The sequence below is a fragment of the Gordonia sputi NBRC 100414 genome (genome assembly GCF_000248055.1).
GTDB lineage: Bacteria > Actinomycetota > Actinomycetes > Mycobacteriales > Mycobacteriaceae > Gordonia > Gordonia sputi.
Genome location: NZ_BAFC01000014.1, coordinates 1 through 15,377, shown reverse-complemented (window position 1 = coordinate 15,377; position 15,377 = coordinate 1). Strand labels below are relative to the sequence as shown.

Annotated in this window: 9 protein-coding genes; 4 read left to right on the top strand and 5 right to left on the bottom strand. The window is 58.1% G+C overall.

What is annotated here, in order from left to right; all coding sequences use genetic code 11:
- From GOSPT_RS24085 to GOSPT_RS01895, 4 genes are all read right to left on the bottom strand, one after another.
- A partial coding sequence (locus tag GOSPT_RS24085; RefSeq protein ID WP_005202344.1) for a GNAT family N-acetyltransferase occupies nucleotides 1-296 on the bottom strand: 296 nt, incomplete at its 3' end.
- A 188-nt stretch (nucleotides 297-484) separates the two neighbouring features.
- Nucleotides 485-2,425 (bottom strand): TniQ family protein, encoded by a 1,941-nt coding sequence (locus GOSPT_RS22975; RefSeq protein ID WP_005202343.1) that lies wholly within the window; start codon nucleotides 2,423-2,425, stop codon nucleotides 485-487.
- A 7-nt stretch (nucleotides 2,426-2,432) separates the two neighbouring features.
- Nucleotides 2,433-3,500: a hypothetical protein gene (locus GOSPT_RS01900; RefSeq protein ID WP_005202341.1), complete on the bottom strand. Its 1,068-nt coding sequence runs from the start codon at nucleotides 3,498-3,500 to the stop codon at nucleotides 2,433-2,435.
- On the bottom strand, nucleotides 3,484-6,417 hold the full coding sequence (locus GOSPT_RS01895) for a Mu transposase C-terminal domain-containing protein (protein WP_083837442.1): 2,934 nt from the start codon (nucleotides 6,415-6,417) through the stop codon (nucleotides 3,484-3,486). The genes GOSPT_RS01900 and GOSPT_RS01895 overlap by 17 nt, the downstream gene beginning before the upstream one ends.
- A 523-nt stretch (nucleotides 6,418-6,940) precedes the next feature.
- On the opposite strand from GOSPT_RS01895, the gene GOSPT_RS23780 reads away from it, so the two are divergent.
- The 3 genes from GOSPT_RS23780 to GOSPT_RS01880 all read left to right on the top strand — a co-directional run bounded on the left by GOSPT_RS23780 (nucleotide 6,941) and on the right by GOSPT_RS01880 (nucleotide 12,681).
- On the top strand, nucleotides 6,941-7,246 hold the full coding sequence (locus GOSPT_RS23780) for an antitoxin Xre/MbcA/ParS toxin-binding domain-containing protein (protein WP_168431406.1): 306 nt from the start codon (nucleotides 6,941-6,943) through the stop codon (nucleotides 7,244-7,246).
- 530 nt (nucleotides 7,247-7,776) lie between these two features.
- The gene (locus tag GOSPT_RS23515) at nucleotides 7,777-11,298 is read left to right on the top strand and encodes an NACHT domain-containing protein (protein ID WP_168431404.1); all 3,522 of its coding nucleotides are present in this window, start codon (nucleotides 7,777-7,779) and stop codon (nucleotides 11,296-11,298) included.
- A gap of 702 nt (nucleotides 11,299-12,000) precedes the next feature.
- A complete protein-coding gene (locus GOSPT_RS01880) occupies nucleotides 12,001-12,681 on the top strand; it encodes a response regulator transcription factor (protein ID WP_005202325.1) in 681 nt (226 codons plus the stop codon).
- 11 nt (nucleotides 12,682-12,692) lie between these two features.
- Here GOSPT_RS01880 and GOSPT_RS01875 read toward each other — a convergent pair whose 3' ends face one another.
- Nucleotides 12,693-14,036, bottom strand: coding sequence for an ATP-binding protein (locus GOSPT_RS01875; protein ID WP_005202322.1), 1,344 nt, complete (start codon nucleotides 14,034-14,036; stop codon nucleotides 12,693-12,695).
- 142 nt (nucleotides 14,037-14,178) lie between these two features.
- Here GOSPT_RS01875 and GOSPT_RS01870 point away from each other — a divergent pair.
- On the top strand, nucleotides 14,179-15,377 hold a 1,199-nt coding region (locus GOSPT_RS01870; protein WP_005202320.1), incomplete at its 3' end, for a Dyp-type peroxidase.

The window sequence follows — 15,377 nt, the reverse complement described above, 5'->3', positions numbered from 1 at the left end:
TAGTTGCGTCGCAGGAAGTCTATGAGTCTGCGGGCAAGGCCAGAACCCCTCGCTTCAGCACACACCACAAGATGCGCGATAACGATCTCGTTCCTCGGCGTGCGGTATGCCGCATAAGCGAGCGCCGTGTCCGGCGATGTTTCTTCGACCATCGCACAGATGTGTCCTGCTTGTGCGTACTCGGTCCACGCAGCGTGCGGAAGTAGCCCCAGGTACTTCCTATTGTCGTCGCCGAGCGCCTGCACCGCGCTGAATAACACGGAAGCAGGTTCTACTATCCGTGGGACGATCGCCATTTCTGGATGGTAGCCATGCGGGGCAGTGCGTAGTCGACTGGCGCGCCGAATGGGATTCTCATGTCACCGCGATTGCTCGCTGGTGAGCCGCACGAGCTAGATCGGAGACACCTCCATATCTGCGCCCGCATCAACTTCGGGGCGGGCTGCAGGTCGGTGAGGCGGCCGGGTTTGCTCTCGCTGAGTGGTCATATCATCCCGGCTGCGCGTGCGGCTTCCACCAGTTTCTCGCCTGTCCGATTGAATCGCGTGAATCGGCCGTTGCTTCGGCGGACGTACACGGTTCTTCCCAGAAGTTGTTCAACCGGCGCCGCTGCGCGTCGAAGTTCTTCGTGGTCGATCGCGCCGCCCCCCAGCGCGCTTGTCGCGCACTGAGCAATGAACGCGATGCTGCGTTCAAGATCTTTGACATCACCCATTGCTCGCGCGATCAACTCGTCAATCGGGATCGTCGAGTCGATGTGGACTTCGGTGATGTAGCTGCCGGCTAGCAGGAAGCGAGCGGGATCGTCGTCGGTCGATTCCAGTGTCGCCAGTTCCGCGTATGCATGCGAGCCGAATGCAGGGGTGTACATGAGTGGCTCGTCTGTGATGGCGTGTGCCCGCAGGATGCTCAGAGCCTCGCGAGCGAGTGTCTGCCGTTGTGTGAGGTCCATCAGCTCGACGAATTCTGCGTAACGCGCAGCCAGGAGGCCAAACGATGTGCCCGTTCCGGCGCTGAGGAAGGGATCACCACCCGTCAGAAGCTGCCATACGTAGCGCGAACTCATCTGTTCGAGAATCGACACACGGCGATTTCGGGGCAGGAGGCAGTGGTGTGTCCGGAACGCCGTGCGGCGGCGGTGGTAGTCGATTGGTGACGGGTGTGTCAGAAGGTGGTCTCGGAGCGCCATGACGTAATTGAGGGTGTCGTCGCCGGACGGGTGGTCGAATAGCGCGGACATATGATTCTGCATGACATCAACGGACACGGTCCAGCGGAAGTAGCGTTTGAACGTGACGGTGTCCCCGATGAACCCCACTCCAGCTAACGACAGAATCAAAGTTGTAGGCAAGATCGGTCGTGCTCGGTCGGTGCATGGCGGCGGCGTCTGCAGTATCGGCGCCCACACGCGGCCGGGAAGATCCCGCATGGGTACGGGATCGCCCGGCGCAGTCACCAAGGCAGGGCTGCGCCAAATGTGTGCGGTCGGTGATCCTGTGCGCACAATGTGAGTTAAGAACAGCTCCCGTACCGGCCTCGATCGAAGTCGTCGCTGAACGTCCGAAGGTGGGCGCGAGTTGGCGAATCGTTGCGCTGTACCGACGGGTACCTGAGCAATGAGCGAGAGCGCCGTTTCGACATCGTCAACGGTGAGAGCTTCGGTGATCAGAGTCATCGCCACCACGCGCTCCCACATAGGCGGCATCGACTGTGGTTTGTCGATTACCCAGCATTCGTTGACGATGGCTGTCGCCTGAGCCTGTGCTCGCCCGAAGAGTCGGACTGTGCTTGATTGGCTGTCGAAGCTGATTTTTTTGGCGCTCGACCCGATGAGCATTGCGATGTCATGCAGGAGGGGTTCGCAATCGAGGTCGCCGCTACGGTTTCGGGCAAGGGCGTCTATCTCGCCCCTGATGACCCGCTCGATCCATTGTTGGGCAACGATTACGCGGTGACTTACTCGTGCGACGTGCTGTGCGGATGCTGCCTCTACGAGGTTGGGTGTCGCCGCTTCGGTGAGGACGCGTTGGTGGCGGCTACATACGTGGGTAACCGACAGTAGCCAATCAAGTTGCCAGGCTCTGTTGTCGGCGGCCACGCACTCTGGGCAGAATCTCACCCGTCGTCCCGTCAGGAGCACGGAATCGATCGATGTGCGCCTCTGTATAGGAGCCACTCCGTCAAACGCCTGAAGTGTGGCACGCCGCAGGACCTCGGGGGCGCTTCCGGTCGCCTGGGCGAGGCCTGCGAGAACGCTCGGATCAACGCCGCGCGCGAGTGTTCCAGTCGGCCACGGTTTGGGCAGTCCGATCAGGTCAAACATGTCCCGCGCGCATGGTGCAATCAGCGCCGCAACGTAGTTAACCCACGAGTCGAGTGTCTCGTTCGGTAGCGGAGCAGACGTGATCGGAAGTCGTCGCGTCATCGCTGTGTCATCGAACTTCGTGCGCGGCGGCAAGAGTTCGTTGCGCTATTGCACCGACATCGGAGTGGGGCTGCCTGAGCGCTTCGAATGCGATCTCGTTCAGGAGGTCGGTTGCTATGCCTGGTCGACCAGCAGATTGACGGAAGAGCTCCGTCAAAACCCCAGTCGTCCGCAGCGAACCGAGTCTCAATCTCGGGATACGTTCGAGCTGGCTGACATAGGTGGTTACGAAGTAGCTGAACTGAGGTGGAGGCGCCCCGTCGTCGGGCACGCGTTCGGGGACCATCGGTCGCCACTTCATCCGGAGCTTGAGCTGTTCAACCGCCATGTAGCGCGCGGGAGTTCGCTTCGAAGGTGTTGCTGTACCTCGAAACTCCGGTGACTTTTCCGAGGGCACGTGCAGAAGTGCGCTCTCTCTGAGTCCAGCGCCGACAAACACCCAAGTGACGGGGATCTCGGTGAGGATTGACTTGAGATCGTCAGTGAGGTCTCGCCCTCCATTCATTCGTTTGATGAAGTGTCCGTCATCAACGACGATCAGCAGCGTGCCGAAACGTTCGAGCATGTCCCGGACTTTCGCTATCAGCTGCGGCAAGCCCCCTCGCGTCGGAAGTACGAATCCGCAGAAGATGGCAATTTTGTCGAGCAAGTAGCGCGCATGCACAGTTGCAGCAGTAGGTGCGCCGATGAAAACCACCGGAATGTGGTGGTACGGGGCCACCACATCGTCAGGCTGGTCGACGACTAATGCATCAGCGATCAGGAGTGCGGCAACGATAACTGAGTAAGTTTTGCCCATTTTCGAATATCCGTCGATAGCCATCCACTTCCACCCACCGTTAATGGCTCTGCCGTTGTCTCTCATCAGGCGAATGATGTCGCGCTGAAGGCTAATTATCGTCGGCGTCATTATCGGACCAATGCCTTCGATCCAGTCTTTCAATTCGTCGAAATCAGCATCAGGTTCCGTCGGAGGACCACAGTAGTCTTCGAGACGTCGTCTACCCGCATAGAATGATTCCCGCCGGTAGGAATCTTTGGGTCTCGTTATGTGAAATTTAGTCTCCTTTGTCATGTTTCCATATCCCTTCATCTGTAGTCGATGTCATTTGTTCGAGAATTTCATTCTCGTCCTGTTGATAGCGGGCAACGTTGAGTTCCTCGTGTTCAAAGTCGTCGATATCGATAGGAAACTCTTCAGGAGGGCGTTTCCGCTTGCGTCCGGGTGCCGTCCGTTCCCCGGGGACCCGGGCTCCGGGTGTGCCAGACGGGCTAGGGAGCCGGGTGCTTACATTGGCCCTATCAAGAGCGAGAAGACCTGGCGTGGACTTGGCTTGCTCCATGAAGAATATCTTCCACCCCAGATCGGCGTCATCGGTTTTGTTTCTAGTCAAACGCCCCTGTTTCCTGAAATTTATCCACGGATGAATTAAGATATCCGACATTGGAGGGACGGCTTCGCCATAATCGTCAATAGCTTGAAGTTCACACCACGATTCCGTCTTACCCATAAAGAAGAATATTCGAGATCGATCGGCGTAGTCATAGTAGAGGCGAACGGGAACGCTTGAAAGTGAATCTCCGACAAGCTTTTTTAGCTCAGGCCCCACATAAGCGATTCCATCGAACTCTACGCGACCTTGGGTGGCTCGCCGCTCCTCGGATTCCAATAGACCGTAGACGTCGTCTGGGTGTATGGACGTTTCGACAAGTCCGCCTCGCGTGATCGACTCCGCGAGTTTCTGCACCGGACTCATGAACACCTTAGATGATAAATCGGACCGTAGGTTGGGACTCACACGGCCAGGATACTCACGACTCGCGAAGTCTTGCATCATGAAGTTGAGGCCTTGAAACGTGAAGATGGGTTGAGTGTCTTTTCCTCGGTATTCAGCATTACGTCCGACGTACCCCTCAGGAAATAGCTGTTGCAGCAGATCCAGACTTCGATTTCTGGATTCGACGTAGGGCTTGTCTGAAGGTGTGTGCGTACGGCAAAATTCTACATCAATGCCAAGGTCTTTAACGATGTCCTTGCTGGTGATGGGCATCATCTGAGACCCGTTGTCGATGACAACCGTGCCAATTTCGTCGGTCATGCGCAGGATGAGCTTCTCAGGTAGACCGATGAGTCCAGAGCGACTGGCTTTGTCCACCACTTCAGGCTGGACGATCGGAAGAAGCATGTCGAAAAGCAGAAGACGCACGTCGCGCGCAGTGGGCATCGACGGCGTGAGGCGGCTTTTGTAGAGCGTCGATTGAACATCAACGGCAATCAATGCGTATGGCCTGAATTGAGCCCCCGTAGCGATATCGCCACACACCTGATTCAACGGCGTGGCATCGATTTCAACGCGTTCAAGGTAGCGAGTGGGCCTGGGACGTCGATACCCGCTGATCCTTCTCGACCGACTGTTCTCCCGTGTTCGAGTAGTGTCTTTAGTTATCTCGTTGCTAAGCTGTTCGACAAGCTTGTCCAGTCGATGGTGCGTTAGATTCTCATCAGAGATTCCCCACTCGTGCAGTTTGCCACGAACGTTGATGACGAGGGACCGGTGACCCGTCGCTCCCGTCGATTGGGCAGTGAGTTCGGTGATTGCTGACCGCACCGATTGCACAGTTTCTGGCCGCAAAGTGCTTTCGGGATTGTAAACCTCTCTAGTCCCATACCGAACTAGCGATTCGATCCGCTCCCCACTTTCCTTGAACCGCTTGAGCAGTTTGTAGATGTTTTTTGAAGAGTATCCCGGCTTGCCTTTGAGCTCTTCTATTTTGTTCTTGATCCGGTCCGATTCGTTCGTCACCATGACGTCGTATCGAGAATCCGGGCGCGTTCCGTCCACTTCACAAACCCTGCCGTGGACCATGTCGCGCATGTGAGCGAAGCGCTCACGAGCCAGATCTAGGTCAGCGGGCGGAACGTTCTCAAGATCGGAAATCCTGCCACGCTCAGGCCGAACCTCAACGTTGTGACTTCGGAGCGCATCAATCAATCGAACTGTAATTTTTTCGCAATTCTTTTCATCAAAAAGGGTAACCATTGGCTCATCGGCGAATACATTCACCGATTTTGCCTGGACACGCCGTCCATCGTGCACCCATTCGCTGCCTAACCCGAAAGCCACGTTGGGATTGATCATTCCGGTGTTCCATTCCAATCTTGTATCGAGCGTGAGGGTGCGCGTCAGATCCGCGTGGCATTTGCATTGCGCCAGCGTTCGGAGTGCACGCGAGATGCCGATGGGTTCGTCGCCTGCGATCTCAGCTAGTGCCCGGATCGTCTCGGGGCGGGCTCGATCAACGGCGGTCCACCAATCGGTGTCCTCGACGCTGGTACCCCACCGACTCATGGCCAGATTGTCTAGATTCTGTCGATGCTGAGGCGACATGCTTCCGGCGATGTGATAACGGACTCCCGCGAGATCTGCAGTAACGGTCATCAGGGTCGCCATCAGCTGTCCGCCGGGCGTATCCATCAGCGCGTCCGGTCGCACGTCCAGCAGCCACGTGTCGTGGCCGCGATGCGAGACGAGCATGTCCGGCAGATGGATGATTGCCTTCGAACCTACTGTCCACCGCACGATCAGCGGTTGGCCAATGTAGCCGACGAGTCCGTTTGTCCGATCGAGTGCCTTCATCCACATGCCTTCGAGGATGGATTCGCCCAGAACCGAGTGGGTGTATCCGTCGAACCGCGTCGAATGAAGGAGCATCTTTGAACGCGCCTGTTGCCAGGTCCCGAGCCTCCGCACAGGCTCAAGCGTCGCCGGATCTAGATCGGCGATCGTCTCTAGTTCGCCGAAAGTGACTGCCGAACCATCCCAGGAGTACACGCGGGCTGTGCCAGCCACTTCGTGTACACGCTCCGCATCGCGCATGATCCATTGCGTGTCGTCAACGCTGAGCAAACCAGAGAACAGTTTTGACAGTCGACGATCGATCCGGCGCGCGCCGGCGCGCGCGGGTATTCGAGACGACCTCGGAGCACCCATCAGGCACCCCAAGAACGCGAGCCGTTGAGGCTCGCATTCGGATAGACTTGCAACGCGTCTCCCAATCGACAGGGCAACGCAAGCTCGACGAGCTATAGGTGGGGGCCGAGTGCCAGCTCAGCCCTCACCGCGTCCTGCATGTTGTGCAGGTGCTTGCATGAGACGTCGCCCGCTTACGGGCGCCTACAAAGAAGTTGTGACGCTAAGGTCCGCAGATTAACGCTCGACCATTCGAGCACCCCCATTCACCGAGTCAATCCACTTATGGATGTGTGGAATCGCCCGAGTGATGCTGTGTGTGGGGAGCCGTCACTAGACTGGTGATCAGGGTACCACCATTTTGAGAATGAGGGCGGTGAACGGTGTGGGACTAGCGCGACAAGCAGATTCGGCGACTGGGACGTGCGAGGATGCGCGTCGTAACTGTGGTGGAGATCGGTCGTCTTTCGTCCACAGTCCATCGGAAGCTGCGCGTAGCCTAGCCGAGATCCTCGGGATGAAAGTCGCGAGCGAAGCCGTAGGTATGTCCGAGACCAGGGCACTCCGGCAGTGGATCGACGGCAGCCGTTCCATTCAAGCGCAGGACACCCTTGCTCGGCTTTACCTCGTTCTCGACCTTGCGCTGGCCCTATCCGAGTTGTTCGAAGTGGACGCGGTTGCTCGATGGTTTCAGCTCTACAACCGACACCTCGACGGCAAGACGCCGATCCAGTTCCTCAACACGGTAGCCATCGACGACGCAGGGCCAAGACTTCTCGCACTCGTTTCGTCGTATTCCGCCATTCCACCATCCGCTGCTCGCGATGCGGGCACACAGCTCACCCAGTAGCGCAGTGCTGGTCGCGACCCAGCGCAATTGCCGTCAACGGCGGCTGAAGCCTCCCTGCAGCTCGGGGGTCAGTTTTCGGGCGTACCAACAGTCGTCGTTCCGAGCGGCCGCCTCCGGCATGGCCAGAAGCGCAGTGAAAGCAACTACCGTCTCCTCGTATCGCACGAGCGTGCAACTCAAGTGATGTATCATTTATGATACATCACCTAAGTTGGGGTTTCTCGCAAGGGACACCCCGGGTCCAGACGGCCATCAGCCCGATCACGACAGAAGCAGAACAAGCACCGGGTAGTAGACCGATGTCGATCGGTCTAGCCAGGGACTCAGGAGACCGAGCGCTCCCCTTGACGTGCTGCAGCCCCATCGACCTACATCGGCGCCCTCGACGTGGCCGACGACTCGTGAGTTGCCTACGTCGAAACACAGCTTCATGTGCATCGGCAGAAACAATCCTGTAGAAGCCTTGTATGGGTAGTCGCGGTGGGCAGGCGAACGAAGCAGGAAGCTCGTACCGAGCTGGGGTTGCGACCTTGATCGCAGTACTGGGCCTCGTGGGACGCCCTATTCTTGCACTGGAGTATGCCAGCAATCAAAGCCCGAACTTGTTCGAATTCGAAACCACCGACCCGCTCGACGACATCGCCATGACAGATACGGACGGGTCAAGGGCATTCTTTCAATGCAAACGTACATGCGGTCGCGATGCGGCACTACGCAGCGCGCTACACCAAATCATTACGCACACCCAGACAGTGGGGTTCGACGATCGCCTCATCATCGCCTCTGCTGATTTCATCGGAGCGATCCGCGAGCTGCCGACTGCGCTACGGAAGCGCCGGAACGGCGGCGTACTGACTTCTCGTGAACGGAATGCGATTACCGCTATCCGCGAGGAGCTCAGCCAGCAAGATTGCCAAGAAACCGAGAGGGTGCTCGACACTTTGTACGCCTGGCGTGTTGACGCTGCGGACACAGTATCCCCCGAATACGAACCGGCTGCGGCGTGGATGAGTACAATCCTCGCGTCTAATGTACAGGCGGATTCCGCGCTCGCCGTGATCAGAACACTCGTTCATCGATTGGCAGCTTCGGCGGGAACGTGCACTGTCATAGAATCGTGGGAAGCACTATTTGCTGGTGGAATAACGCTTAAACCAGATCTCGCGGGTGCGCCTGCACAGCAACTAGAGGCGCACAAACGACGCATTGAAGAATACAGAAAGCTCCTCGCAGCAAACCAGGGGATCGTCCGCACCCCGATCAAGTGCAGTGTCCCTGAACTCAACGTCACAGGGCTCATCAACACGATACAGGCACTTGTTGACGACGAGGATGCAAAATCTCGCTCAACGAGCACGCTACTGAATATTACTCGAAGACTCAGGCGATTTATCCTGCATGCTGGCCCAGGCGCAGGTAAAACCACTACCATAGAACAGCTCGCAGCGCATTACTCAGCGACCCCCGACACTCCAGTTCCAATAATAGTGCGACTCCGCAAACTGGCACGTAAGGCGGAATTTCCGACCGACATATCAATGAGAGTCCTACTATCGTGCGCAGATCATGCCGAGGCCGAACAAGTCTACGATTCGATCCGGGCGTTAGGAGACCTTGGCAAGGTTATCTTCATCCTCGATGGATTGGACGAATGTCGCACATCTGTGCACGACGTTTTGTCAGGCCTGAGGAGGCTAACAACTGGACCGATGCGAGAAGCCGGGGTGATCGTTACGACGCGTCCGAGTGTTCTGGATCAAGCTCGTCAACTCGATCTCCCCACGGTGAGTCTCAGCGAACCGAAGAGCCCCCGCTCGATACCGCTCCAGCTGATTGGCAAGATCGCACAAGACCGACCTTCAGATGGCCGAGCAGAATGGGTTAGGCAGAAGACAATCAGTTTCGATCAAGTACTGGAGAGGTCGCGGGATATCTCCGGCGTGCCACTGTTATCGATGATAGTAGCGATTCTAGTTGCTGGTTCCGATAACAGTGAAGCGACATCATCCGCGGCGGACGTTCTGGAGCGCGCTGTACGAACAGGCGTCGACGAGCACGAAAGGCGGCGCACTAACGGCGAGTTGATACCCTACGATAATGGACTGCTAACGGCGCCTCGGCTGTTTGATGCTTACGTGTCAATTGGCCGTGCGCTCGCCATCTCTCAACCACTCAGTCTTGCGGACTCGACGCGTTCTGTAGCTGAAACCTTCATGCAGGCGTGGGGTATCCCGCCGCGTGACGCTGAAGAGTTGGCTTCCGCCAGCGTAGTGTTCTGGGACGAAACCATGAGTATTTTTGTGGCCAACAGTTCCGGTATCGTCGAAGCACGCAGCCAACAGTTCGTCGAGCTGGCTGACGCCTTGTGGGTTGCATCAGCCAGTTCCGATGATCGGGATGCTTGGATCACGAACGCCTTAAGAGATGCGTCCATGATCGACACGGTGTTGCTTGCCCTTAGCAAGAGCACGGAACTTGCCGACGCTGCTCTCACTGCTGAGAACTACTGCGAAAGAGCAGTTCTGTGGGTAGCGCGCTACGGCAGCGAGAACAGCTTGCCCGCCACGACGCTCGAAAGGTGCCTCTCGCTACTTCACTCGAATGCGGAGGAGAAGCACCGGACTCAACGGTACGAGGAAGTCGACTGGGACAGCCTCGATCGCGATGCAAGCGTCGCACTCCGGGATGGACCACAGTGGCAATTCGTGCTTGCTGCCGCCCGCCTCCGTTGCCCTGCTAAGTTACGTGCGCTTCGCAACTCTATCCTCAGTCTCGCTGAATATCCCGATGAAAAGATCATTGCAGATGCCTTTGCAAGAGTCACAGACGCATCCGTAGACAACCGTAGTATGACCGAGGAGGACTTGGATGCATTCGTTTCGGCTCTCAGTCTTCCCCTTCCACAACACGGTGAGCCATTCACTGAGGAGACACGTCGTGGTAGCATCTTCCACCTAGTCTCCGGAGAACCCCTATTAACAGGGCGTGTCGAGTTAGTTGGCTCCGCACTGAGCTTCATCTCGAATTTCACATCCGAGATTGCGCAACTGATGGAGCCCTACGCGTCATTCGCCTCATTCTCATCCGGCCTGGAAATAAGAATTCTCAGCACTCTCCGCGCTGCGGGTTATCCCGTTCAACAGAATCACACCATACCCCCCTTACATCGAAAACTCGTCGAAGCTCCCGATGGACGCAGATGGGGCGTGCACGAAATAGAGGCGATAGGGCGAGTCACGGATAAATCCGTAAACCTTCGACCCAGTGAACTATGGTGGGCTACCGAGATTTTCGATCTAATAGACGCAATGGACCTAGGCAAGGCATCCTACCAAGAAATGACACGCGAGCTGTGGACCGCTGAAATCAGCGACGACCTAACTCGATTGACGCGCTTGTACTGCGTGGCACTCGATGCCGACCCAGCTAGGGTAAGAGCCATCGTGGAGAAAGCGAAAGCAGGCGGCGACGACGAACTACAAGAGTTGATCTCTATCGGCTATATATCGATGCCGCCACCCTATCAGCGATCAGCCATTCTCGCGCCCGATTCAGCCGATCAACTTCAGGACGAGATCTTGTACTTGATGAGTTCTCCTTCTAACTTTATCGCACGCGCAACCTGCCGAATTATCTGGAACATTAAGTCACAGGTACTCAGCGAGAAACTACTGTCCATGATGAAGAGCGACGAAGCACCCCACCGATACTTGACTTCCATCATCGCCTTCCAGACTTCAATTACTCCAGATCGCATGTTGCGTCAAATATCCGAGATGAAAGACCCGGAGTTCATTCATCACGCAGCACGAATATCGAGCACCGTAGATACAGAAGGTCACATGTCAACAACAAGGTACCTATGGGCCAGCGACGACCTTACAATCCGCATCCTGTCTGGCGCACCTGAATCTGAAGACCACACAGCCATATACTGGAGTTGCGACCGCTGCTGGAACCAGAACAAAATTCCGGAGGAAGACTGCCAGCACTGTCCAAAGGGATTCCTCCCCGACCGCACCTCACGCTCGAAAACCCATAACCGAGTTTGAGCTACGTCGGAATTTGTCGGACACGATCACCTCAATTGGATCGGCAATGCATATCGCGAATCCTGACCGAACCAGCCCGCTTCTGTCAGCCAGGCTGCAGTGGGCGCACACGCTGTAGCGCTGTCAGTCTCAGTTCCAGGGGCCGCTACCTGGGATCAAGTCGCACTTGGTTCCGTAATGACGCTCCGCCTTCGACCGCAGCATCGCTGACTGCTCCGTACTCGGACCACGACGTGAACTACCAGCAGACTGTAGACCCACGCTCTCAGCGCAGCAGAATCGTTCATGTCGCTGAGCGGCCACCAAGAGGTACGCCATCTGCTTGGCGTTTCCGCAGGTAGGCGGCGCGTTGTCACACATTCTCAACATTCGTTCCAACGCCTGTCTCAACATTCGCAGTAACTGCTGATCAGAAGGCGCCTATTTCTCCACTTTCGTCCGCGTCAGCATGCTGGTGCTGGCGCGAACGAATGTGGAGACTCAGACGCTCGGTGTTGAGAAGTTGAGAATCCATCCTGGGCTTTTGAACGAAAGTGGAGAGACTCATGGATCGCCGTCGCATGCGTTTCGTGCGGCGCCGGGCGTGCTCCGCCCGCCTTGACGGGGCCACTCAGTGTCTCCACAGCGGCAATCACGCACACTGTGTTCGGAGAAGAGAGGCTCGGAGAAGAGAGGTTAGGAGAAGAGGGCGGTGAATGTGGCGTGCGCATCCTTGTAGTCGACGACGACCAGAACGTCGCCGAGACGGTCCGCAGGATGATGGTGGCCGAGGGCTGGGTGGTCGACGTCGTGCACGACGGTGCGCTCGGCCTGGAGAAGGCCACCTCTGAGCGCTTCGACGTGATCGTGCTCGACATCATGATGCCGGGCCTCAACGGATACGAGGTCGTGCGGTCGCTACGACGTTCCCAGGTGTGGACGCCCGTGTTGATGCTGACGGCCAAGGACGGCGAGTACGACCAAGCCGACGCCTTCGATTTCGGCGCCGACGACTATCTGACCAAGCCGTTCTCGTTCATCGTGTTGATCGCGCGCATGCGTGCACTTGCCCGCCGTGGTGCACCCGAGCGACCAGCGGTGCTCACCGCCGGCACCCTGTCTCTCGACCCAGCGGCCCACGTCGCGTCCCGCGGCGAGACCGAACTCACCCTCACACCAAGGGAATTCAGCATGCTGGAGTTCCTGATGCGCCACAAGGGTGAGGTGGTCACCCGAGCAGAAATCCTCGACTCCGTCTGGGACGTGAACTATCGCGGCGACGAGAACGTCGTCGAGGTCTACGTGAGCTATCTCCGCAAGAGGATCGATACCCCGTTCGGGTGCAAGGCAATTCAGACTGTACGCGGCGTCGGATATCGCCTGGCGGCCGACGGGGGCGGCTAGCCACGTACAGGCTAGTCCAGATCCTGCTCGACGCTCAGCCGAAAGCCGACTGCCGCTCCCCCGCCATCAGCATCCGTGATCACCACGGTCCCACCGTGGGCGCGCACGATCTCCGAGACAATGGCCAGTCCGAGACCTGAACCACCTGACCCACGCTGCCGCGAGGCGTCGAGGCGCACGAATCGCTCTGTGACACGGGCTTTGTCGCCGTCAGGGATACCGTCACCGTCGTCGGCAACCATGATCGTGACCGTGGCATCTACGACGTCTCTCGACATCGTCACCGACAGGCTACTCGAGGCATGACGCGCAGCATTGTCGGCGATGTTGCGTAACGCGCGTGCAAGCTTGTCCGCGTCACCGCGAACCCGAGCGGCAACGATTCGAGCGTCGACGATGTGATCGGTCATCGCGTCGAGTCGGGTGACTTCTGCGCTGACGATCTCGTCGAGGTCGACGTCGTCGAGATGTAGTGGTACTCCGCTTTCATCTGCACGGGCGAGAAGCAGGAGATCGGCAACCATCTGTTGCAGGCGCAGAGCGTCGGGCAGCATCACGGAATCGACCGTGTCCGGATCGATGGGCTGACGTTTGACACTCGAAAGATCAAGCAGCCCAACAAGTGTGGTCAGTGGACTGTTCAACTCGTGCGATGCATCGTTGACAAATTGCAGCTGCTGCGTTCGTGACACCTCGATACGGGCGAGCATCTCGTTCATGGTCACGGCCAGCGCAGACACCTCGTCGCCCGTAGCGGGTACCGGGACCCGCTGGGTGAGGTCACCACCCGAGATCTCCTCGACACGTGCCCGGATATCGTCGACCGGGCGCAGCGCACGCCCCACGAAAACGTAAGTGAGGAAGGCCATTCCGACAACGACGAATGGAAAGACGATGGAGCACAGTATCCCTAGCGCGACAACGGTGGCGTTGATGGGCGCCTCCTCCGCGCCGACCTGGATGGTGAAGACTCCCTCGGGCGTCTTCACCCCGTAGGCGCTCGCTTGGAATTCCTGCTCGGTGTCGGTAGCGTGCGCACCGTGAATCGTCAACCGCTGCCCGGCGGCCAACGGAGGCGACATCGGTCGCGAGTAGACGGGTTTGTTGACCAACCTCAGAGCACCCGACTCGTCAGTGATCTGTATGACCGCAACGTTCTGGCCGCTCGCCAGTAGCGCCGGGTCGATACCCCCGACACCTTCAGCCGACAACGTGCCCGCTATCTGCTCTGCGCGCGCGAACGTGGCGGCATCAGCACTGCGCAGCAACACGTGATGTAGTGCTTCGACCATCACCACCGCCGCGATTGCCAACGCGCACGCGACGAGACCGGTCGCGAGAAGCGTGAGCCGCATGCGTACGGGACGAGTCCAGCCGACAAGTCGACCGAGAATCGTCCTTGCACGCTGATACACCTTCTGAAGCCTAGTCGGCCGTATGTATCCACACTGACGCTACTCAGCGTCCCCTAAGCTTCCACAGGCAAGGATGCCCTACATGTATGTCGGTCCTCCTGAGTCGGCAGACGGGGCCACTGATCGACCGGATGAACCTGGGCGGCAGTCCCCCCGATCTGCCACACCACGGTTGTCCCGCCGGACCGTCCTGGGCGCGGTGGGCGTTGGCGCCGTAGGTCTCACCGCTGCGGCAACCACAGTCGGGGTGGTGGCGACCCGACCGGATCGACCAAACAACATAGTCGAGTTTCGAGGCGATCATCAGGCGGGGATCACCACAGCTGCGCAGGATCGCCTGCACTTTGTGTCGTTCGATGTGATCACCACCGACCGCGCGGAATTGACTCGCCTCCTGCGTGATTGGACATTGGCCGCCGAGAGAATGACCCGCGGGCTTGAGACCTACCCCAACGGTGCCACGGGATTAGGACAGTACGTACCGCCGAGCGATACCGGCGAGGCGTTGGGTCTCTCTCCCGCAAATCTCACGCTCACTATCGGGTTCGGCGCTTCTCTGTTCACATCAAACACTGCTGGTGACCGGTTCGGCATCTCCGTGCATCGACCCGAAGCGCTTGTCGAGCTCCCTGCATTTGCCAAAGACGAACTCGAACCCGGCCGTAGTGGCGGCGACATCTGTGTTCAGGCGTGCGCCGACGATCCCCAGGTGGCTGTCCACGCGATCCGAAACCTAGCCCGAATGGGCTTTGGGGTGGTCAGTGTGCGGTGGTCACAGCTGGGGTTCGGCAGGACGTCGAGCACAACCACAACCCAGCAAACCCCTCGAAACATGTTCGGTTTCAAGGACGGTACAGCGAACATCAAGGCAGAGGACACCGACCTGCTCGACAAGTGGGTGAGAGTCACACCAAATGACAACCATCGTCCCGCGCAGTGGATGACGGGCGGAAGCTACCTCGTCGCCCGCCGTATCCGGATGCACATCGAACGCTGGGATCGGGCTGCTCTCTCCGAGCAGGAGATCGTCGTCGGGCGCAGCAAAGATGAGGGCGCGCCCCTCGGCCAAACCGGCGAATTCGATGCGCCCGACTTCCATATCACCAACGGAAGTGTTCCCGTCATTGCCAGAACGGCCCATCTCCGGTTGGCCCACCCGGACAACCTCAACGGAGTTCAGATACTGCGGCGCGGCTACAACTTCACTGACGGTTCTGATGGCTTCGGCCACCTCGATGCAGGACTGTTCTTCATCGCGTATTGCCGAAATCCGCACACCCA